The sequence below is a fragment of the Geodermatophilus tzadiensis genome, from assembly GCF_003002915.1.
Lineage (GTDB): Bacteria > Actinomycetota > Actinomycetes > Mycobacteriales > Geodermatophilaceae > Geodermatophilus > Geodermatophilus tzadiensis.
On the sequence record NZ_PVTG01000017.1, the window covers coordinates 24,862 to 45,775 of the forward strand.

At 76.0% G+C, this 20,914-nt stretch carries 16 protein-coding genes and 1 tRNA gene; 12 read left to right on the forward strand and 5 right to left on the reverse strand.

Annotated elements, in window-relative coordinates:
• Positions 1 to 3: 3 nt before the first annotated feature.
• The 3 genes from LY71_RS18930 to LY71_RS18940 form a co-directional block, all read right to left on the reverse strand.
• Positions 4 to 591 carry an SDR family oxidoreductase gene (locus LY71_RS18930; RefSeq protein ID WP_106280601.1) on the reverse strand — a complete coding sequence of 196 codons (588 nt, stop codon included), beginning with the start codon at positions 589 to 591 and terminating at the stop codon, positions 4 to 6.
• Positions 591 to 1,301 carry an SDR family NAD(P)-dependent oxidoreductase gene (locus LY71_RS18935; protein ID WP_106280603.1) on the reverse strand — a complete coding sequence of 237 codons (711 nt, stop codon included), beginning with the start codon at positions 1,299 to 1,301 and terminating at the stop codon, positions 591 to 593. The genes LY71_RS18930 and LY71_RS18935 overlap by 1 nt, the downstream gene beginning before the upstream one ends.
• An 87-nt stretch (positions 1,302 to 1,388) precedes the next feature.
• Complete coding sequence (locus LY71_RS18940; RefSeq protein ID WP_106280605.1) at positions 1,389 to 4,034, reverse strand: DEAD/DEAH box helicase; 2,646 nt, start codon at positions 4,032 to 4,034, stop codon at positions 1,389 to 1,391.
• A 206-nt stretch (positions 4,035 to 4,240) separates the two neighbouring features.
• Here LY71_RS18940 and LY71_RS18945 point away from each other — a divergent pair, with 206 nt between their 5' ends.
• From LY71_RS18945 to LY71_RS18965, 5 genes are all read left to right on the forward strand, one after another.
• Positions 4,241 to 6,496 (forward strand): sodium-translocating pyrophosphatase, encoded by a 2,256-nt coding sequence (locus LY71_RS18945; RefSeq protein WP_106280607.1) that lies wholly within the window; start codon positions 4,241 to 4,243, stop codon positions 6,494 to 6,496.
• 173 nt (positions 6,497 to 6,669) lie between these two features.
• A complete protein-coding gene (locus LY71_RS18950) occupies positions 6,670 to 6,990 on the forward strand; it encodes a hypothetical protein (RefSeq protein WP_106280609.1) in 321 nt (106 codons plus the stop codon).
• A complete protein-coding gene (locus LY71_RS18955) occupies positions 6,987 to 8,567 on the forward strand; it encodes an alpha/beta hydrolase (protein WP_106280612.1) in 1,581 nt (526 codons plus the stop codon). The genes LY71_RS18950 and LY71_RS18955 overlap by 4 nt, the downstream gene beginning before the upstream one ends.
• Before the next feature lie 208 nt (positions 8,568 to 8,775).
• Positions 8,776 to 11,649, forward strand: a complete 2,874-nt coding sequence (gene topA / locus LY71_RS18960) for a type I DNA topoisomerase (RefSeq protein WP_106280614.1) — start codon at positions 8,776 to 8,778, stop codon at positions 11,647 to 11,649.
• A gap of 8 nt (positions 11,650 to 11,657) precedes the next feature.
• Positions 11,658 to 12,419: a class I SAM-dependent methyltransferase gene (locus LY71_RS18965; protein ID WP_245888089.1), complete on the forward strand. Its 762-nt coding sequence runs from the start codon at positions 11,658 to 11,660 to the stop codon at positions 12,417 to 12,419.
• Here LY71_RS18965 and LY71_RS18970 read toward each other — a convergent pair.
• The gene (locus LY71_RS18970; RefSeq protein ID WP_106280616.1) at positions 12,406 to 13,200 is read right to left on the reverse strand and encodes a trans-aconitate 2-methyltransferase; all 795 of its coding nucleotides are present in this window, start codon (positions 13,198 to 13,200) and stop codon (positions 12,406 to 12,408) included. The two genes, LY71_RS18965 and LY71_RS18970, sit on opposite strands and share 14 nt — an antisense overlap.
• A gap of 132 nt (positions 13,201 to 13,332) precedes the next feature.
• Here LY71_RS18970 and tmk point away from each other — a divergent pair, with 132 nt between their 5' ends.
• The 7 genes from tmk to LY71_RS19005 all read left to right on the forward strand — a co-directional run bounded on the left by tmk (position 13,333) and on the right by LY71_RS19005 (position 20,227).
• Positions 13,333 to 13,956: a dTMP kinase gene (gene tmk, locus LY71_RS18975; RefSeq protein WP_281261626.1), complete on the forward strand. Its 624-nt coding sequence runs from the start codon at positions 13,333 to 13,335 to the stop codon at positions 13,954 to 13,956.
• Positions 13,953 to 15,125, forward strand: a complete 1,173-nt coding sequence (locus LY71_RS18980; protein WP_106280621.1) for a DNA polymerase III subunit delta' — start codon at positions 13,953 to 13,955, stop codon at positions 15,123 to 15,125. Before tmk ends, LY71_RS18980 begins: the two co-directional genes overlap by 4 nt.
• Positions 15,126 to 15,234: 109 nt before the next feature.
• Positions 15,235 to 15,307, forward strand: a tRNA-Thr gene (locus LY71_RS18985).
• A gap of 108 nt (positions 15,308 to 15,415) precedes the next feature.
• On the forward strand, positions 15,416 to 17,824 hold the full coding sequence (locus tag LY71_RS18990) for an ATP-binding cassette domain-containing protein (protein ID WP_106280623.1): 2,409 nt from the start codon (positions 15,416 to 15,418) through the stop codon (positions 17,822 to 17,824).
• 130 nt (positions 17,825 to 17,954) lie between these two features.
• Positions 17,955 to 18,602, forward strand: a complete 648-nt coding sequence (locus LY71_RS18995) for a flagellar brake protein (RefSeq protein ID WP_146146185.1) — start codon at positions 17,955 to 17,957, stop codon at positions 18,600 to 18,602.
• A 91-nt stretch (positions 18,603 to 18,693) separates the two neighbouring features.
• Positions 18,694 to 19,458, forward strand: coding sequence for a response regulator (locus LY71_RS19000; protein ID WP_106280628.1), 765 nt, complete (start codon positions 18,694 to 18,696; stop codon positions 19,456 to 19,458).
• Positions 19,459 to 19,480: 22 nt separating this feature from the next.
• Positions 19,481 to 20,227, forward strand: a complete 747-nt coding sequence (locus tag LY71_RS19005) for an SAM-dependent methyltransferase (protein ID WP_106280631.1) — start codon at positions 19,481 to 19,483, stop codon at positions 20,225 to 20,227.
• A 153-nt stretch (positions 20,228 to 20,380) separates the two neighbouring features.
• On the opposite strand, the gene LY71_RS19010 is transcribed toward LY71_RS19005, so the two are convergent.
• A complete protein-coding gene (locus tag LY71_RS19010; protein ID WP_091109232.1) occupies positions 20,381 to 20,872 on the reverse strand; it encodes an inorganic diphosphatase in 492 nt (163 codons plus the stop codon).
• Between the last annotated feature and the right edge of the window lie 42 nt (positions 20,873 to 20,914).

Genomic DNA, 20,914 nt, shown 5'->3' on the forward strand with positions numbered 1-20,914 from the left:
CGCTCAGGGGCGCAGCTGACCGCCGCGGCCGAGCGTGACGAGCTGTCCGACGACCGACCCGGCCGCCTCGCCGCACAGGTAGGACACGGCGGCCGCGACCACCGCGGGGGCCGGCGGGTCCTCCGGGTCGGTGACCACCTGGTTGACCGCGACGGCGTCCGGGCCGAGGTCCCGGGCGAGGGTCTTGGTCAGCGCGACGAGCGCACCCTGCGCCGCGGCGGCGGCCGTCGACCCCGGCCGGTCGGCCACCGTCCACCCGCTGCCCAGGAACACCAGCCGCCCGGCCCCGGACCGCCGCAGGGCGGGCGCGGCCGCGCGGACGAGCCGGAACGCGGGGTCCAGGCAGGCCATCACGTCGGCGTACCAGCGCTGCGGGTCGTTCCCGGGGAAGGGCGCCGGGGGCGGCTGCCCGACCGCGCAGACCAGGACGTGCAGCGTGCCCGCCGCGCCGGCGGCCTCCGCGACCGCGGCGAACGGGTCGGTCGCGGCCGGCACGGCGGTGACCCGCAGGCCGTCCGCGGTCAGCCGGCCGTGCACGGCCTCGGCGACGGCGGCGTCGTCGCAGCGGAGGAGGGCGCTCCGGTCGGCCATCAGATGGTCGCCCCGGCGTTCGGGGAGAGGACCTGCCCGGAGACCGCCGTCCCGGCCCCGATGAGGAACAGCGCCGCGGCGGCGATCTCCTCCGGGCGGACCAGTCGCTGCACCGGCAGCGTCGCCAGGAACTCCGGGGACCGCCACGGCGAGGCGTCCTCGAGCATGGCGGTGTCCGCGGCCCCGGGCGCGACGGTGTTGACGGTGACGCCGGTGCCGGCGAGCTCGGTGGCCAGCGCCCGGGTCAGCCCGACGATGGCTCCCTTGCTCGCGGCGTAGTGGGCGTCGCCCTGGCTGCCGCCCACCCCGAGGTCGGACGACACGGTGACGACGGCGCCCCGGCCGCGGGCGACCATCCGGGGGACGACGGCGGCACAGGTGAGGGCGGTGCCGGACAGGTTGACCGCCATCATCCGGTGCCAGCGGGCGTCGTCGATCTCCTCGACCGGCAGGATCTCGTACACCCCGGCCGCGGTGACCAGGGCACCGACGGGCCCGAGCTCGCGCTCCACCCGGTCGACGGCCGCGGCCAGGGCGGCGGCGTCGGTCACGTCGACCTCGACACCGAGGGCGGTGGCCGGGGCGGGCCGCAGGTCGAAGCCGGCCACCCGCCAGCCCGCGGTGCCCAGGGCGTCGGCCGTCGCCGCGCCCAGGCCGCTGGCCGCGCCCGTGACGACGGCGACGTCCGGCCGGTCCTCCTGCTCGGACACGCCACCTCCCGGTTCAGGCCCCGCCGCCGGCCGGGCGCGGTCGGCGGCCAGTCTGTCAGCCGGGCGCAGCGTCCCGAGGGCGCGGCCTCAGAAGACGAGGTCGTCCTCGACGTGCCCCCCGCCCGGGTCGGCCGCCTCGGGGGTCGGGTCGGCCGGCACGGGCGCGCGCCCCGTGCTCGGCCGGCGCAGCAGGCCGCGGACCGGGCCGGTCGGCGTGACCCGGGCGGCGTCCTCGTCGTCCTGGTCCTCGTCGTCCGCGTCCTCCCCGGCCGCCGTCTCCTCCGCGGCGGCCAGCTCGTCGAGGACCACGTCCAGGACGCGGACGGCACCGGCCTTGTCCAGCGGGTCGTTGCCGTTGCCGCACTTGGGCGACTGGACGCAGGAGGGGCACCCGGCCTCGCACTCACAGCTGGCCACGGTGGCGCGGGTCGCCGTCAGCCAGCGGCGCAGCGCCGCGAACCCCCGCTCGGCGAAGCCCGCGCCGCCGGGGTGGCCGTCGTAGACGAACACCGTCGCGGTGCCGGTGTCGGGGTGCAGGGCCGTCGACAGGCCGCCGAGGTCCCAGCGGTCGCAGGTCGCCAGCAGCGGCAGGATGCCGATCGCGGCGTGCTCGGCGGCGTGCAGCGAGCCGGGCAGCGCGAGGTCGTCGACGTCGGCGCGGGCGACCGCGTCGGCGTCGAGGGTGAGCCAGACGGCGCGGGTGCGCAGCTGCCGCGGCGGGAGGTCCAGCGGGAACTCGGCGAGCACCTCACCGGTCCCCGCCCGCCGCCGCTGGTAGGCGACGACCTGGTTGGTCACGTCGACGACGCCGGTGTGCGCGGTGACCGTGCCCAGCCGGCGGGTGCGGTCGGTGGCGACGATCCCGAGGTCGGTGACGTCGCGGGCGACCGTCGTCCACTCCGGCGCCTCGGCGTGCACCACGGCGCAGGCGTCCTCGAGGTCGAGCTCGTCGACGACGTACGTCTCGCCGCGGTGCACGTAGAGCGCGCCGGCGTGCACGGTCGCGTGCGAGGCGCCGCCGTCCACGGTGCCCAGCAGGCGGCCGGTCTCGCCCTCGATGATCGCCACCGGCTCGCCGCCGCTGCCGCGGATGTCCACGTCGGCACGGCCGCGGCCGGCCCAGTACCAGCCCGCGGGCCGGCGCCGCAGCTCACCGGCGGCGACCAGCGCCTCGAGCTGCGCCTCGGCCACGGGCCCGCCGAAGGCGGGCAGGTCGTCGGGCGTGAGCGGCAGCTCCGCGGCCGCGCAGCACAGCTGCGGACCGAGGACGTAGGGGTTGGCCGGGTCGGTGACCGTGGCCTCGACCGGCCGGCCGAAGACCGCGCGCGGGTGGTGGGCCAGGTAGTGGTCCAGCGGGTCGTCCCGGGCGACGAAGACGACCAGCGACTCCCGCTGGGCGCGCCCGGCCCGGCCCGCCTGCTGCCACAGCGACGCCAGCGTGCCCGGGTAGCCGGCCAGCACGACCGCGTCCAGCCCGGCGATGTCGATGCCGAGCTCCAGGGCGTTGGTCGTCGCCACGCCGAGCAGGTCCCCGGCCGACAGCGCCCGCTCGAGCTCCCGCCGCTCCTCGGGCAGGTAGCCACCGCGGTAGGAGTCGACCCGGCGGACCAGGTCGTCGCGGCCCCGCTCGGCGAGCAGCCGCCGTGCCTGCTCGGCCACCGACTCGGCGCTGCGCCGGGAGCGGACGAAGGCCAGCGTGCGCGCCCCGCGCTCGACGAGGTCGGCCAGCAGCCCGGCCGCGTCGGCGGCCGCCGACCGGCGCAGCGGGGCACCGTGCTCGCCGGTGCGCTCGGTCAGCGGCGGTTCCCACAGGGCGAAGGTCGCACCCGGCCGGGGGGAGCCGTCGTCGGTGACGGCGACGACCGGCGCCCCGACGAGGCGGGTGGCGGCCGCGGCCGGCTCGGCCACCGTCGCCGAGGCCAGCACGAACACCGGGTCGGCGCCGTAGCGGCGGCAGATGCGGCGCAGCCGGCGCAGCACGTGCCCGACGTGCGAGCCGAAGACGCCGCGGTACGCGTGGCACTCGTCGACGACGACGTAGGCCAGGCGGCGCAGCGTCGAGGACCAGCGCTGGTGGGTCGGCAGCACGCCCCGGTGCAGCATGTCGGGGTTGGTGACGATCCACCGCGAGTGCCGGCGCACCCAGTCGCGCTCCTCGGCCGGGGTGTCGCCGTCGTAGGCCGCCGGGCGCACCGAGGGGTCGGCGAGCGCCGCGACCGAGGCGAGCTGGTCGCGGGCCAGCGCCTTGGTCGGCGCGAGGTAGAGCACGCAGGCGCGCGGGTCCTCCGCGAGCCGGGTCAGCGCGGGCAGCTGGTAGGCCAGCGACTTGCCCGAGGCCGTGCCCGTGGCGACGACCACCGACGTGCCGCCGTGCGCCAGCTCGGCGGCCTCCACCTGGTGCCGCCACGGCTCGCGGACCCCCGAGTCCTCCAGCCGCCGGCGCAGCGCCGGTTCCACCCAGGCCGGCCAGGGCAGTGTGCGGCTCTCCCGCACGGCCAGGCGGTGCACGTGGGTGACCGGGTGCTCCTCGTCGGGCGTCCCGACGAGGAGGTCCTCGAGCAGCTCACCACCGGGCGGGGCGGTCGCGGGCGGGACGCTCTCGGACCCGTGCGCGGCCGCCGCCGTGTGGACCGCCGGGGTGCCCGCTGCCGGACCCCGGGGTGCGTCGCCCCCTGGTGCACCCTCCGGGCCGGGTGGGGGAGCAGCCGGCCGGACCGGGTGGAGCGTGGTCACCCCACCACTCTCACACCCGGGGGCAACCCGCTGTACGCCCCCGACCCCGCTGCGCGGCAGGACCTCGCCGCGAGGGGGGTTCCGCAGAGTGTGATTCCCGTTACATTGGCGCGACGTCCGCGGGCAGGACCCCTGTCCGCGGGCGTGCTCTCCGCCGACCGGGGTCGCGTGGCCGCCCGGTGGCAGCCGACCGCTGGGAGGTCCATATGCCGGACAGTCATCTCTCCGGCGGGGACGTCGTCCTCGTGACGGCGGCCCTCGTCATCTCGCTCGCCGCACTGCTCTTCGCCGGGTCCCTGGTCAGAGCCGTGGTGGCCGCCGACCAGGGCACCACACGGATGCGCGAGATCGCGCGGGCCGTGCAGGAGGGAGCGGGGGCCTACCTGCGCCGCCAGTTCCGCACCCTCGGGGTCTTCGCGGTCATCGTCTTCCTGCTGCTCCTCGTCCTCCCCGTGGCCGAGGGCGGCTGGGGCACACGGATCGGCCGCGCGGTGTTCTTCCTCGTCGGCGCCCTGTTCTCCGCGGCGGTCGGGTTCATCGGGATGACGCTGGCCACCCGCGGCAACGTCCGCGTGGCCGCCGCGGCCCGGACCGGGGGGTACCGGCCGGCCTTCCGCATCGCGTACCGCACCGGCGGTGTCTGCGGGATGATCACCGTCGGCCTCGGCCTGTTCGGCGCCGCGCTGGCGCTGCTCCTGTTCGACGAGACCGCGCCGGTCGTGCTCGAGGGCTTCGGGTTCGGCGGTGCGCTGCTGGCCATGTTCATGCGCGTCGGCGGCGGCATCTTCACCAAGGCCGCCGACGTCGGCGCGGACCTGGTGGGCAAGGTCGAGGCCGGCATCCCCGAGGACGACCCGCGCAACGCCGCGACCATCGCCGACAACGTGGGCGACAACGTCGGCGACTGCGCCGGCATGGCCGCGGACCTCTTCGAGTCCTACGCGGTCACCCTGGTCGCCGCCCTCATCCTCGGGCAGGTCTTCTTCGGCGCGGTCGGCATGGTGTTCCCGCTGGTCGTCGCCGCCATCGGCGTGCTCGCCTCGGTCGTCGGCATCCTCGCCAGCAACCCGGGCAAGAACGACTCCAGCGGCCTGGCGCCCATCAACCGCGGCTTCTTCACCTCCGCGGTCGTCTCCCTCGTGCTCGTCGCCGCCGCGGCCTTCACCGTGCTGCCCAGCGTCGCCGACGTCCCCGACTCGGTGGTCGACCCGCAGGTCCTCGGCTTCGTCGCGGTCCTCATCGGCATCGTCCTGGCCGCGGCCATCCAGCTGCTCACCGGTTACTTCACCGAGACCAGCCGCAAGCCGGTCCGCGACGTGGGCCGCAGCTCGCTCACCGGACCGGCCACCGTCGTCCTCTCGGGCATCTCGCTGGGCCTGGAGTCGGCCGTCTACGCCGCCCTGCTCATCGGCGGCGCCGTCTACGGCGCCTTCCTCATCGGCGGAGGCGCCGCGCTGTACGCCGTCGCCCTGGCCGGCTGCGGCCTGCTGACCACCGCGGGCGTCATCGTCTCGATGGACACCTTCGGCCCGGTCAGCGACAACGCCCAGGGCATCGCGGAGATGTCCGGGGACATCGACGACGACGGCGCACGGGTGCTCACCGACCTCGACGCGGTCGGCAACACCACCAAGGCGATCACCAAGGGCATCGCGATCGCCACCGCCGTCCTCGCCGCCACCGCGCTGTTCGGCTCCTACAACCAGCAGGTGCTCGTCGCGCTCGAGGGCGCCGACCTCGGCGAGGCGTTCAGCCTCGTCGAGCCGGACAACGTCGTCGGCGCGGTGATCGGCGCGGCCGTCGTCTTCCTCTTCTCCGGCCTGGCCATCAACGCCGTGTCCCGCGCGGCGGGACGGGTGGTCTTCGAGGTCCGCGAGCAGTTCCGCACCCGCCCGGGGATCATGGACTTCTCGGAGCGGCCGGACTACTCCGCGGTCGTCGACATCTGCACCAAGGACTCGCTCCGGGAGCTGGCGACGCCGGGTCTGCTCGCCGTGCTCGCCCCCGTGGCGGTCGGCTTCGGCCTCGGCTTCGGGCCGCTCGCCGCCTACCTGGTCGGCGCCATCGCGGCCGGGACGCTGATGGCGGTCTTCCTCGCCAACTCCGGGGGGGCCTGGGACAACGCCAAGAAGATGGTCGAGGACGGCGCCTTCGGCGGGAAGGGCAGTGAGGCGCACGCGGCAACCGTCATCGGCGACACCGTCGGCGACCCGTTCAAGGACACCGCCGGCCCGGCGATCAACCCGCTGATCAAGGTGATGAACCTGGTGGCGCTGCTCATCGCGCCCGCGGTGGTCGGGCTCTCCGTCGGCGAGGACGCCAACACCACGGTGCGCCTGCTCATCGCCGGGGCCGCGACGCTCGTCGTCGTCGGTGCCGTGGTGGTCTCCAAGCGCCGCTCGGTCGTCGTCGGCGGGACCACCGACGAGACCACGGGGTCGCTGACCACGAGCGTTCCCTGATCCCACGCCGCGAGCCTCCGCCCGGTGTCCCTCCCGGGCGGGGCCCGCGGCGGGGTCTGTGGACGGGCACCGGGGGTGTGGACGGCGGGAGGACCGCTGCCGCCTGCCGCTCCTAGCGTCCGCGGCGCCGGTCCACCCCGGGCCGGCGCCGACGCCGGGAGGGTCCCTTGTCCGTGGAGATCGCCGTCCAACTCGACGCCGTCCAGGCGCTCGGTGAGGAGCTGACCGCCCTCGCCGCCGAGCTGTCCGGGGACGCCGACCTCTGCCGGTCCACCGCCGTGTCGCTGGCGACGGCGACCCCCGGCGAGGTGGCCGAGCACGCCGGCGCCACCGGGCAGGCGTGGGTGAGCCTGGTCGACGCGGTGGTCGGCGGGGCGGCCGCGGCCGGGCAGACGCTGCTGGCCGCGGTGCACGCCTACCGCCTGCTCGACGCGGCGGTGTCCGACCGGCTGCTCGCCCAGCGGGTCCTGTCCGCCGCCGAGGCGACGGCGTGAGCGCGCCGGGCCTGACCGCCGTCGCCGACTGGGACACCGCCCTGCTCGACGGCGCCGTCTTCACCCTCGAGGCGGTCGGTGAGCGGCTGCCCCCGTGGCGGGCGCGGGTGGAGACCGCCGCCCGCGCCCTCGCCGACGCGGAGTGCTGGTCCGGGCCTGCCGCGCAGCAGGCCGCCCGGGCCCTGGGCGAGGTCTCGGCGGCCGTCACGGCGGTCACCGGCGCGCTCGGCTCCTCCCTCGACCGGCTGTGGGACACCGCGCGGCAGGCCCGGACGGCGCAGGAGCTGGCCGCCCAGGCGCTGGCCGAGGCCGCGGCGCTGGGCGTGACGGTCGACGAGACCGGCGGTGTCGTGACCCCCGCGCCCGCCGCACTCCCCGACGGCGCCTCGCTGGGGGCGCTGGCCGACCACCACGCCGGGATGGCCGAGCAGGCGGCCGCCGCCGAGCGGGTCGCGGGGCTGGCGGCGGACGCCCTGCACGCGGCGGCGGTGGCGGCGGCGCACGCGGCGGGCACGGGTGAGCCGCTGGCCGCGGTCGGCGGTCCCGGCGCTGCCGGGCTGCCGGCCGACTCCACCGGGCTGTCCGCGGCCGTCGCCCTCGGTGGCGTGTGGCAGCCGTCCTGCCTGCCGGTGGCCGGGACGTCCCCGGAGGCGGTGGCCGGGTGGTGGGCGGGCCTGTCCGAGCCGGCCCGGCAGTTCGTGGTGCGGACCGAGCCCTATCTGGTGGGTGGCCTCGACGGGCTGCCGGCCTGGGCCCGCGACCAGGCCAACCGGCTGGTCCTGGAGCGCACCCTGGAGGACCCGGACGGCACCGGGTACGCGGCGGCCCGGGCCGCCGCCGCGGAGATCGCCGTCGAGGAGGCAGCCGGCCGGCCCGTGCAGCTCTGGGCGTTCGACCCGTGGCGGGAGCAGGTGGCCGTCGCCTACGGCGACCTCGACACGGCCGACAGCGTGGCCCTCCTCGTCCCGGGGATCACGAACGACGTCGGCACCGACCTCGACGACCTCGGTGACAGTGCCCAGGCGGTCTCCGCCGCGGCGATCGACGCCGCACCGGCGGCGTCCGTCGCCACCGTCGCGACCGTCGCCTGGTTCGGCTACCGGCCGCCGTCCGGCCTGGGCACCGTCCGCGCCGTGGACCGGGGCCGGGCGGCCGAGGGTGGCGCGGCGCTGGCCGGGGACCTCGCCGGCCTCGCCGCGGCCCGTGCGGCCGACCCGGTCCGCCCGGCGGACCCGAGGGTGACCGTGCTGGCGCACAGCTACGGCACCGTGGTGGCCGACGAGGCCGGCGACCAGCCGGGCCGGCTGGCCGCCGACGCCCTCGTGCTCCTCGGCAGCCCGGGGATCGAGGAGTACGACGTGAGCGGGCTGGAGGTGCCCGAGGTCTACGACGCCTCGTCCCCGTTCGACCCCGTCTCCTACCTCGGCTGGTTCGGGTACAGCACCTGGGAGGAGTCGTTCGGCTCCACCGCGCTGCCGACCGACTGGCACACGCTGCACGGCGAGTACTACAGCCCCCACCACCCGACGCTCGCCGCGATGGGGGAGGTGGTGCGCGGCGCCCGGGAGCCCGGCTGACCGGCTCCCCGTCCGCGCCGAGGGCCCCACGGGAGGGCCGGGAACAGGAGGCGCGCTCCGCCGTTGGTGCGGGTGACGGCGCGCCCACGCGCGGTCGTCAGACGGTGTCGTTCCGTCGACGTGGCCTACCGTGGCCCGCCGAGGGGCGCACCGGAGCCGACCACCGCGCACCGCGCCGCCGCGAGACAGCACCACCGACAGGAGCACCGTGCCCACGAAGACCGCGAAGAACGGCGAGAGCGCCGGCCGCACCGCCGGCGGTACCAGCACGCCCGCCCGACGCCGGCCCGCCGCCACCGGGGGCGGCCGGCCGCTGGTCATCGTGGAGTCGCCGACCAAGGCCGGGAAGATCGCCGGCTACCTCGGCAACGGCTACGTCGTGGAGGCCAGCGTCGGGCACATCCGCGACCTGCCCCGCAACGCTGCCGACGTGCCCGTCGAGCACAAGGGCGCCTCCTGGGCGCGGCTCGGGGTGGACGTCGACAACGCCTTCGAGCCGCTGTACGTGGTCAGCCCCGACCGCAAGCAGCAGGTCACCCGGCTCAAGCAGCTGGTCAAGGACGCCAGCGAGGTCTACCTCGCCACCGACGAGGACCGCGAGGGCGAGGCCATCGCCTGGCACCTGGTCGACACGCTCAAGCCGCGGGTGCCGGTGCGCCGGATGGTCTTCCACGAGATCACCCCCGAGGCCATCGCCCGCGCCGTGGCCAACCCGCGCGAGCTCGACACCGCGCTCGTCGACGCGCAGGAGACCCGCCGCATCCTCGACCGGCTCTACGGCTACGAGGTCAGCCCGGTCCTGTGGAAGAAGGTCCTTCCCAAGCTCTCGGCCGGGCGCGTGCAGTCGGTGGCCACCCGCATCGTGGTCGAGCGGGAGCGCGAGCGGATGGCGTTCACCGCGGCCGACTACTGGTCGCTCGACGGCGTCTTCGCCGTCCCCGGCCGCACCGGGGCCGACGCGGGTGAGCCGACGACGCTGCGCGCCCGCCTGGTCAGCGTCGACGACAGCCGCGTGGCCACCGGCCGCGACTTCGACCCGGCCACCGGCCAGGTCACCGGCGACGTCGTGCACCTCGACGAGGCCGGCGCCCGCGGGCTGGCCGCCCGGCTCGAGGGCCGGCAGGTCACCGTCAGCCGGGTCGACGAGAAGCCCTACCGCCGCCGTCCCTACGCGCCGTTCACCACCTCGACCCTGCAGATGGAGGCCGGCCGCAAGCTCGGCTGGTCGTCGGCGCAGGTCATGCGGGTGGCGCAGCGGCTGTACGAGAACGGCCACATCACCTACATGCGGACCGACTCGACCAACCTCTCGACCGAGGCCATCAACGCCGCCCGCACCCAGGCCCGCGAGCTCTACGGCGACGCCTACGTCCCAGCGGAGGCCCGCCGCTACAGCAAGAAGGCCAAGGGCGCGCAGGAGGCGCACGAGGCGATCCGGCCGGCCGGTGACTCCTTCCGGACGCCGGGCCAGCTCGCCGGGCAGCTGGCGCGCGACGAGTTCCGGCTCTACGAGCTGATCTGGCAGCGCACCGTCGCCTCGCAGATGGCCGACGCCGTCGGGCAGACCGTGAGCATCCGGCTGGCCGGCCGCAGCACCACCGACGAGCGGGTCGAGTTCACCGCGTCGGGGCGCACCATCACCTTCCCCGGCTTCCTGCGCGCCTACGTTGAGTCCCGCGACGAGGGCTCCGGCGGCGGCGACGACGAGCACGGCAGCGACGACGCCGAGCGGCGGCTGCCCCGCCTCGAGCGCGGCCAGCAGCTCGACACCCAGCAGCTCGAGCCCAAGGGGCACACCACGAGCCCGCCGTCCCGCTACACCGAGCCGAGCCTGGTCGCCCGGCTCGAGGAACTCGGCATCGGCCGCCCGTCGACCTACGCGTCGATCATGCAGACCATCCAGGACCGCGGGTACGTGTGGAAGAAGGGGTCGGCGCTGGTGCCCTCCTTCGTCGCCTTCGCCGTGGTCAACCTGCTCGAGCAGCACTTCGCCGCGCTCGTCGACTACGACTTCACCGCGTCGCTGGAGAACGAGCTCGACGAGATCGCCAGCGGGTCGCTGGGCCGGGTCGACTGGCTGACGGAGTTCTACTTCGGCGGTGAGGGCCGGCACGCCGGCGGCATCGCGGCCTCCGGCGGCCTCAAGACCGTCATCGGTCAGCAGCTGGAGGAGATCGACGCCCGTGGCGTCAACTCCATCCCGCTGCGCGCCACCGGGCCGAACGGCGAGCCGGTCGTGGTCCGCGTCGGGCGCTACGGGCCCTACCTGCAGGCCGGTGGCGAGGACGGGCCGCGGATCAGCATCCCCGAGGACCTCGCCCCCGACGAGCTGACCAGCGAGAAGGTCGCCGAGCTGCTCGCCGCGCCCTCGGGCGACCGCGAGCTGGGCACCGACCCCGACAGCGGCTCCCCGGTCGTCGTCAAGGCCGGCCGCTACGGCCCCTACGTGACCACGGTGGTGCCCGAGGGGAGCAAGGAGGCCCCGCGCACGGCCAGCCTGTTCTCGTCGATGTCGCCGGAGACGGTGACCCTCGAGCAGGCGCTGCAGCTGCTGACCCTCCCGCGCAGCGTGGGCACTGCGCCCGACGGCGAGGAGATCCAGGCGCTCAACGGTCGCTACGGGCCCTACCTCAAGAAGGGCACCGACTCGCGGTCGCTGGAGAACGAGCAGCGGCTGTTCACGGTCACCCTCGACGAGGCGTTGGCGCTGTTCGCCCAGCCCAAGCAGCGGGGTCGGCGGGCCGCCGCCGCGCCGCTCAAGGAGCTGGGGCCCGACCCGGTGACGCAGGGCCAGATCACCGTCCGCGAGGGCCGGTTCGGCCCCTACGTGACCGACGGCGAGACCAACGCGAGTCTGCGCAAGGGCGACGAGGTCGACACGATCTCCCTCGACCGCGCCGCCGAGCTGCTCGCCGACCGCCGCAGCCGGCCCGCCGCGACCAAGAAGAAGAAGGCGGCGCCCAAGGCCGCGGCGAGGACGACGGCGGCGAAGAAGACCACCGCCGCCAAGAAGACGACCGCGAAGAAGACCGCGAAGAAGACCGCCGGGAAGGCAGCCTCTCCCGCCGTCCCCGCGAGCTGACCGCGGCCGTGACCGGCTCGATCGACCCCGCCGCCTGGCAGCAGCGGCGGACGTCGTTCGGGTCGGTCGCGGCCGACTACGCCGCGCTGCGCCCGGGATACCCGGCCGACGCCGTCGCGTTCCTGCTGGGTCCGCGGCCGCTGCGGGTCCTCGACCTCGGCGCCGGCACCGGCCTGCTCACCGACGTCCTGGTCGCAGCCGGGCACGACGTGGTCGCGGTCGACCCGTCGGCGGAGATGCTCGACCAGCTGCGCGCCCGCCACCCCGGCGTCCCGGCGCACCGCGGCGGCGCCGAGGAGGTGCCGCTGCCCGACGGAAGCGTCGACGCCGTCGTCGCGGGGCAGGCCGCGCACTGGTTCGACCCGGACGCGGCCGCGCCCGAGCTGCGGCGGGTGCTGCGGCCCGGCGGGGTGGTCGGGTTCGTCTGGAACGTCCGCGACGAACGGGTGCCGTGGGTCGCCGCCCTCGGCGCCGCGCTGGCCGCCGAGGCCCGCGGGCACGAGGCCGACCAGGGCGTGGTCGCGGAGTTCGCCCGGGCGCTGCCGGCCGACGTGGCGACCCACGAGTCGGCCACCGTGCAGCGGGTGACGCCCGAGCAGGTCGTCGGCGGCATCGGCACCCGCAGCTACGTCGCCACGATGACCCCGGCGGCCCGCGAGGCGTTCCTCGGCGGCATCCGCGACCTGCTGGCCGGCCACCCCGGCACCCGCGGCCGCGACGTCCTCGAACTGCCGTACCGCACCGACGCCTACCGGCTCACCCCGCGCTGAGCGGCGCCCGGCCGACGGCGAACACCCGGCGGAACGGCAGCACCGTCGTCCCGTCCGGCCGCGCCGGGTAGGCCGTCCGCAGCGCCGCGGCGTACTCCGCGGTGAGCGCGGCGGCCCCGTCGTCGTCGAGCAGCGCCAGCACCGGCCGCAGGACCGTGCTGCGCACCCAGCTCAGCACCGGGTCGGGTCCCCGCAGCACGTGCAGGTACGTCGTCTCCCACACGTCGGGGACCAGGCCCGCGCCCGCCAGCACGTCGAGGTAGCCCGCCGGCTCGAGCACCGCGTCCGGCGGGGGAGCGGCGGGAGCCAGCCGCCCCGCCCAGGCCGGCGAGGTGCACAGGTCGGCCAGCAGCCGGTGCGTCGGGGCGGTGGAGTTGCCCGGCACCTGCACCGCCAGCCACCCACCCGGCGCCAGCAGCCCGGCCCACCGGGAGAGCAGCGCGGCGTGCCCCGGCACCCAGTGCAGGACGGCGTTGCTCACCAGGACGTCGACCGGTCCGGCCGGCCGCCAGTCCCGCACGTCGCCGCGCTCGAACCCCACCCGGCCCGGGACGGCGTGCGCGGCCGCCGCGGCGAGCATCTCCGGTGAGGAGTCCACGCCGGTGACCCGCGCCTCGGGCCACCGCGCGGCCAGCGAGGCGGTCAGCGCGCCCTCGCCGCAGCCGAGGTCGACGACGACCCGCGGCGCGTCGGCGTCCACCCGGGCGAGCAGGTCGGCGAAGGGCCGGGCGCGCTCCCCGGCGTGGCGCAGGTACAGCGCGGGGTCCCAGGCGGCGTCCACGGGACCTGACCGTAGAGCCCCGGGGACGTCGGACCCGGCCGGTACCGTGGACCGGCCGCCGGGAGGCCCGGTGGCCGCCCGCTGCGAGGGAGCCCCGCGATCGACGTCCACCCGCGTCCGCCCGGCCGTGGGCTGTTCGTCGCCTTCGAGGGTGGGGAGGGCACCGGCAAGTCCACCCAGGCGCGGCTGCTCCTCGACTGGCTCGGCCTGCACGAGCTCCCCGCGCGGATCACCCACGAGCCCGGCGGCACCCCGCCCGGCGCCCGCATCCGTGCGCTGCTGCTCGACCCGGCCACCGGCGACCTCGCGCCCCGCGCCGAGGCGCTGCTCTACGCCGCCGACCGCGCCCACCACGTGCACGCCGTGGTCCGCCCGGCGCTGGAGGCCGGCGAGGTCGTCGTCACCGACCGCTACGTCGACAGCTCGCTGGCCTACCAGGGCGCCGGCCGCACCCTCGACCTCGACGAGGTGCGCCGGATCTCGACCTGGGCCACCGGCGGGCTGGTGCCCGACCTCACCGTGCTGCTCGACCTGCCGCCCGAGACGGGGCTCGCCCGCGCGCTCGGCCGCGCCGCCGCCGACCGCCTGGAGTCGGAGTCGCTGGAGTTCCACCAGCGGGTCCGCGCCACCTTCCGCGCGCTGGCCGACGCCGACCCCGGCCGCTACCTGGTCCTCGACGCGGAGCGGCCGGCCGAGGAGATCGCTGCCGCCGTCCGCAAGCGGGTCGGTGCCCTGCTGCCCGGGCGGGTCGCGTGAGCGCCCCGGCCGACGGCGTCTGGGCGCAGGTGATCGGCCAGCCCGCCGTGGTGGCCGAGCTGCGGGCCGCCGTCGCCGACCCGGCGGCGATGACCCACGCGTGGCTGTTCACCGGCCCGCCGGGGTCGGGCCGCTCGGTCGCCGCCCGGGCCTTTGCCGCCGCGCTGCAGTGCCCCGACGGCGGCGACGGCACCTGCCACGCCTGCCGCACCGTGCTGGCCGGCACCCACGCCGACGTCCAGACTGTCGTCCCCGAGGGACTGTCCATCGGCGTCGTGGAGGCCCGCGAGCTGGTGCGGCTGGCCGGGCGCGCGCCGTCGCAGGGCCGCTGGCAGGTCGTCGTCGTGGAGGACGCCGACCGGATGACCGAGCAGGCTGCCAACGCGGTGCTCAAGATGATCGAGGAGCCGCCGCCGCGGACGGTGTTCCTGCTGTGCGCGCCGAGCCTGCACCCCGAGGACGTCCCGGTCACCATCCGCTCCCGCTGCCGGGTGGTCGGCCTGCGCACGCCGCCGGCCGACGCCGTCGCCGACGTGCTGGTGCGCCGCGACGGGATCGACCCGGCGCTGGCGGCCTGGGCGGCGGGCGCCGCCGGCGGGCACGTCGGGCGGGCCCGGCACCTGGCCCGCGACGAGACCGCCCGCATGGCCCGCAAGGCGGTGCTCGACGTGCCACTGCGGCTGGTCTCGCTGGCCGCCTGCCTCACCGCCGCCGACGACCTCGTCGGCGCGGCCAAGGAGGAGTCCGACCGCGCCGCCGCGGAGCTCGACGGCGCGGAGACCGAGGCGGTCAAGGCCAGTCTCGGCGTCGGCGCGCGCGGGCCGGGCGTGGCCGCCGCCAGCCGCGGCGCCGGCGTGCTCAAGGACCTGGAGAAGCGGCAGAGGAGCCGGGCCACCCGCATCGGCCGCGACTCCCTCGACCGGGCCCTGGTCGACCTCGCCGGGCTCTACCGCGACGCCCTCGTCCTGCACGCCGCGCCGGCCGAGCAGCTGCCGCTCAACCACCCCGACCGTCGGGCCGACGCCGAGGAGCTCGCCCGCCGGATCGGCGCCGAGGGGGCGCTGCGCCGCATCGACGCCGTCCTGGCCTGCCGGACGGCGCTCGAGCAGAACGTGAAGCCGCAGGTCGCCGTCGAGGCGCTCACCGTGGCGCTGCGCCTGCCGGCCTGAGAGAGGACCCTCCTGCCCCCCACCGCTCGCAGGCTCGCGGCGGGCCCCTGCAGGAGGGCCACCGCACGGGCCGGACGGGTGCGTGACGTAGGCTGTGCACCGCACGTCCGCCGCCTTAGCTCAGTCGGTAGAGCATCTCACTCGTAATGAGAAGGTCGTCGGTTCGATTCCGACAGGCGGCTCTCCTGCTCCCCACGCCCCGGCAGCCGTCCGGGTGACGCCGAACGTCCCTCCCTTCCGGTAGACAGCGAGCGCGCCGACGACGGCGGCGCCCACCGGACGGAGGCAGCATGAGCACCGCCACCAGCAGCGACCAGCGGTCGCCGGCCCCGCACGCCGCCGACAGCCACGACCTCATCCGCGTGATCGGCGCGCGGCAGAACAACCTCAAGGACGTCAGCGTCGAGATCCCGAAGCGCCGGCTGACGGTGTTCACCGGCGTCTCCGGGTCGGGCAAGAGCTCGCTGGTGTTCGGCACGATCGCTGCGGAGTCCCAGCGGCTGATCAACGAGACCTACAGCGCCTTCGTGCAGGGCTTCATGCCGTCCCTGTCGCGGCCGGAGGTGGACCTGCTCGAGGGCCTGACGACGGCGATCATCGTCGACCAGGAGCGCATGGGCGCCAACCCGCGCTCCACCGTCGGCACCGCCACGGACGCGAACGCGATGCTCCGCATCCTGTTCAGCCGGCTCGGCACGCCGCACGTCGGTCCCCCCACCGCGTTCTCGTTCAACGTCCCCACGCGCAAGGCGAGCGGGGTGATGAGCACCGAGAAGGCCGGCGGCCGGGTCGAGATGAACGTGGTGCGCGACGTCGTCTACCTGGGCGGCATGTGCCCGCGGTGCGAGGGCATGGGCTCGGTCTCCGACTTCGACCTCACCGCGCTCTACGACGAGAGCAGGTCGCTCAACGAGGGCGGGCTGATGGTGCCCGGCTACAGCATGGAGGGCTGGTACGGCCGCCTGTTCCAGGGGATCGGGCTCGACCTGGACAAGCCGATCGGGCGGTACACGAAGAAGGAGATGCAGGCCCTCCTCTACGCGGAGCCGACCAAGATCAAGGTCGAGGGCGTCAACCTGACCTACGAGGGCGTGATCCCCCGGGTGCAGAAGTCGATGCTGTCCAAGGACGTCGACTCGCTGCAGCCGCACGTCCGGCGCTTCGTCGAGCGGGTCATCACCTTCCAGACCTGCCCCGAGTGCGACGGCACGCGGCTCACCCCGGAGGCCCGGTCGTCGCGGATCGACGGGAGGAACATCGCCGACCTCTGCGCCCTGCAGATCAGCGACCTGGCCGACTGGGTCCGTGCGCTGCACGAGCCCTCCGTCGCCCCGCTGCTGACCGGCCTGCAGCGCCTGCTCGACTCGTTCACCGAGATCGGGCTGGGCTACCTCTCCCTCGACCGGCCCGCGGGCACGCTGTCCGGGGGAGAGGCGCAGCGCACCAAGATGATCCGCCACCTCGGGTCCTCGCTCACCGACGTCACCTACGTCTTCGACGAGCCCACCATCGGCCTGCACCCGCACGACATCGAGCGGATGAACGGCCTGCTCCTGCAGCTGCGGGACAAGGGCAACACGGTGCTCGTCGTCGAGCACAAGCCCGAGACGATCGCCATCGCCGACCACGTCGTCGACCTCGGCCCGCTGGCCGGCACGGCCGGCGGGGAGGTCGTCTACCAGGGCGGCCTGGAGGGGCTGCGGGGGAGCGGCACCCTCACCGGCCGCCACCTCGACGACCGCGCGTCGCTCAAGCCGTCGGTGCGGACGCCGACCGGGCAGCTGGCGGTGCGCGGCGCGAGCACCCACAACCTGCGCGACGTCGACGTCGACATCCCGCTCGGTGTCCTCTGCGTGGTCACCGGCGTGGCCGGCTCGGGGAAGAGCTCGCTGATCCACGGCTCCGTCGCGCCGCGCGACGGCGTCGTGGTCGTCGACCAGGGCGCGATCCGCGGCTCGCGGCGGAGCAACCCGGCCACCTACACCGGCCTGCTCGAGCCGATCCGCAAGGCGTTCGCCAAGGCCAACGGCGTGAAGCCCGCGCTGTTCAGCTCGAACTCCGAGGGCGCCTGCCCGACCTGCAACGGTGCCGGCGTCATCTACACCGACCTCGGTGTCATGGCCACGGTCGAGTCCCCGTGCGAGGAGTGCGAGGGCCGGCGGTTCCAGGCGGCGGTGCTGGAGTACACGCTGGGCGGCCGGAACATCGCCGAGGTGCTCGCCATGTCCGTGACCGAGGCCGAGCAGTTCTTCGGTGCGGGCGAGGCGCGCACGCCGGCCGCGCACACGGTCCTCGACCGGCTCGCCGACGTCGGGCTCGGCTACCTCACGCTCGGCCAGCCGCTCACCACCCTCTCCGGCGGCGAGCGGCAGCGGCTCAAGCTGGCCACGCAGATGGCCGAGAAGGGCGCGCAGGGGTCCACGACCGTCTACGTCCTCGACGAGCCCACCACCGGGCTGCACCTCGCCGACGTGGAGAACCTGCTCGCCCTGCTCGACCGGCTCGTCGACGCCGGCCGCTCGGTGGTCGTCATCGAGCACCACCAGGCGGTCATGGCGCGCGCCGACTGGATCGTCGACCTCGGCCCCGGGGCCGGGCACGACGGCGGCCGCGTGGTCTTCGAGGGCACGCCGGCCGACCTGGTCGCCGCCCGCTCCACCCTCACGGGTGAGCACCTGGCGGCCTACGTCGGCGGGTGAGTGAGCGGTCCCTCCCCCCGATCGGGGGATCCGACCGCGGACTCCGCTCACGTCCGGTCAGGTCGGTGCCGATCTGCTCTGTACAGACCCCGGGGGGACGTCCCCCGGGCGGGCGAGCAGGAGGACGGGCATGGCGACGCCGGGAGTGGACCACCCGGAGGAGCGGGCGGTCGTCGACGTGAAGGCCGAGAGCCGTGACGACGTGCTGCTGAGCTTCGTCGAGGAGGTCTCGGGCGGCGAGATGGTGCTCAGCGTGGGCACCGACGCCGCCAAGCGCCGGGTGCGCCTCGACGTCGGCGAGCACCTCGAGCTGATCTGGCGCGGGCCCGACGAGCTGCGCTCGGTGCCGGCCCAGCTGGTCGAGGTCGGCGGGGGCGACGCCCCCACGTGGCGGATCCGCACCACCGGGCCGGCCTCGCGCGGGCAGCGCCGGGCGGCCGTCCGCGCGCCGATGGCGCTGCCCCTGGAGGTGGAGGTCGGCAAGGCCGTCCTCGGCGGCGCGACCCTCGACCTCAGCGAGGGCGGCAGCCGCTGCCTGTTCGTCGCGCCGCCCGCCGGCGCGCCGGCGATCGAGGTCGGCGCCGTCCTCGGGGTCACCCTCGACCTCGACGGCACCCGCCTGCGCTTCGACGCGGAGGTGATCCGCCGCCACGAGCGGGAGGACGGGCGCCCGGAGCTGTCGCTGCGCTTCCTCGGGCTCGGCGAGAAGCGGCAGGACACCATCCGGCGCCGGGTCTTCGCCGAGCTGCGCGACCTGCGCTCCCGCGGCGTGATCTAGCCGTCCCGGCTGCAGGAGCAGCCCCCGCCTGCCGATGCCTCCCGGGACGGGACGGCGCGCCGCCGCCCCGCGGACGCGCGAGGAGGCCCGTGTGGCGAGGGTGCTGGTCGTCGAGGACGAGGACACCACCCGGCTGCTGCTCGAGGCCCGCCTGCGCTGGGCCGGCCACCGGGTGCGCGCCGTGGCCTCCGCGCCGGAGGCGCGCGCGGTGATCGAGCACGCCTTCAGCCCGGAGGTCGTGGTCACCGACATGTTCATGCCCGGCGGCAGCGGCCTCGGCCTGGTCTCCGACCTGCGCGCCGACCCCGACTCGGCGACCGTGCCGGTCGTCTTCCTCAGCGGCCGCGCGCTGCCCGGGGACGTCGCCGCCGGCCGGGCCCTCGGCGCGGCCTACCTGCACAAGCCCTGCACCGTGGGCGAGCTGACCGCGGCCATCGACGAGGTGCTCGGCGCTCCGGAGACGGCGCTGGAGGGCGCGGTGCGCCAGCGCGTCGGCGACCTGGGTGCCGTCGACAGCGACGAGGAGCGCGCACTCGTCGCCACCCTGCTCGAGGTCTTCGTCGCGCAGGCCCCCGCCGCCGTCGCCGCCGTCGAGTCGGCCGCGGCCGCCGGCGACGTCGCGCTGTTCGGCCAGGCCGCCCACCGGCTGCGCGGTGCCGCGGCCAACCTCGGCGCCGAGCCGCTGGCCCGCGCCTGCGCCGCCTGGGACGACGCCGCGGCCGAGGGCACCCTGCCCGACCCGGCCGAGGTGGCGGCCGTCCTCGCCCGCGAGGTGCCGGCCACCTGCGCCGTGTTCACCGCGCTGGCCGCCGAGCTGCGCCAGGGGCCCCCGGAGGACGCCGACCCGGAGGCCTGACGCCGTCGGCCAGGATGCGGCCGTGGACAGAGCCCGGCTCAGCGCGATCGCCCACCGCTGGCACCCCGTCGCCGCCCCCGTCTCCGACGAGAGCCTGCACCGCCTCCTCGACCGGCTGGCCCCGCCGCCGCAGGGCCGGGTGCTCGACCTCGGCTGCGGCTCCGGCGCCTGGCTGCTGCCGCTGGTGGCCGCCCACCCGGGACTGACCGGCGTCGGCGTGGACACCTCCGGCCCGGCGCTGGACGCCGCCCGCGACCGCGCCGCGATGGCCGGCGTGCTGGGCCGGGTCGAGTTCGTGCAGGACGACGCCGCGACCTGGCGGGCCGGGCCGTTCGACGCCGTCGTCTGCGTCGGCGCCACGCACGTCTTCGGCGGCCCGGCCGGCACGCTCGCGGCGCTGCGCGGGCACCTGCGCCCCGGCGGGCGGGTGCTCTTCGGCGACGGCTTCTGGGAGGCCGGCCCGAGCCCGGCGGCGCTGGCCGGGCTGGGTGCCGGGCCGGGGGAGCTGCCCGACCTGCCCGGGCTGCTGGCCGAGGTGCGGCGCGCGGGCCTGGAGCCAGGCTACGGCCACCTGAGCACCCGGGCGGAGTGGGACGAGTACGAGTGGTGCTGGACCGGCGCGCTCACCGAGTGGGCGCTGACCGAGGCCCCGGACGGCGACCGCGAGGCCGCGCTGGAGGCCGCCCGCGCCCACCGCCGGCAGTGGCTGGAGGGCTACCGCGGCGAGCTGGGCTTCCTCACCGTCGTCCTGCACGACAGGGATCGCTGAGTCGTCCTGCACGACGGGGATCGCTGAGTCGTCCTGCACGACAGGGACGGCTGACCCGCCCCGCACACGACGGCGGCGGTGCACCCCGACCGGGGGTGCACCGCCGTGCGTCGTCCGTCGTGCGCTCGCCGAGGGGCCGGGCCCCTCGGGCCGTCAGTGGCCGCCGGCCTCCGCCGCCCGCTTGATCGAGGCCTCGATCTCGGCCTGGGCCTCGGCGCGGCCCACCCAGTTGGCGCCCTCGACCGACTTGCCCGGCTCGAGGTCCTTGTAGGTCTCGAAGAAGTGCTGGATCTCCAGCCGGTCGAACTCCGAGACGTCGGTGATGTCCTGGAGGTGGGCCATGCGGGGGTCGGTGGCCGGGACGGTGAGGACCTTGTCGTCCCCACCCGCCTCGTCGGTCATCCGGAACATGCCGATCGCCCGGCAGGTGATCAGGCACCCGGGGAACGTCGGCTCCTCCAGGAGCACCAGGGCGTCGAGCGGATCGCCGTCCAGCCCCAGGGTGTTCTCGATGTACCCGTAGTCGGCCGGGTACCGGGTGGAGGTGAACAGCATCCGGTCGAGCCGGATGCGGCCGGTGGCGTGGTCCAGCTCGTACTTGTTCCGCTGGCCCTTGGGGATCTCTACCGTCACGTCGAACTGCACGGCACGTAGTGTGGCCCACCGGTATCAGGTCCACCGGTGCAG

Coding starts and splice junctions, on each gene's coding strand:
- LY71_RS18995 (WP_146146185.1), top strand. CDS start 17,955: ATGGCGACGCCGGGAGTGGACCACCCGGAGGAGCGGGCGGTCGTCGAC.
- LY71_RS18930 (WP_106280601.1), bottom strand. CDS start 591: ATGGCCGACCGGAGCGCCCTCCTCCGCTGCGACGACGCCGCCGTCGCC.
- LY71_RS18945 (WP_106280607.1), top strand. CDS start 4,241: ATGCCGGACAGTCATCTCTCCGGCGGGGACGTCGTCCTCGTGACGGCG.
- LY71_RS18990 (WP_106280623.1), top strand. CDS start 15,416: ATGAGCACCGCCACCAGCAGCGACCAGCGGTCGCCGGCCCCGCACGCC.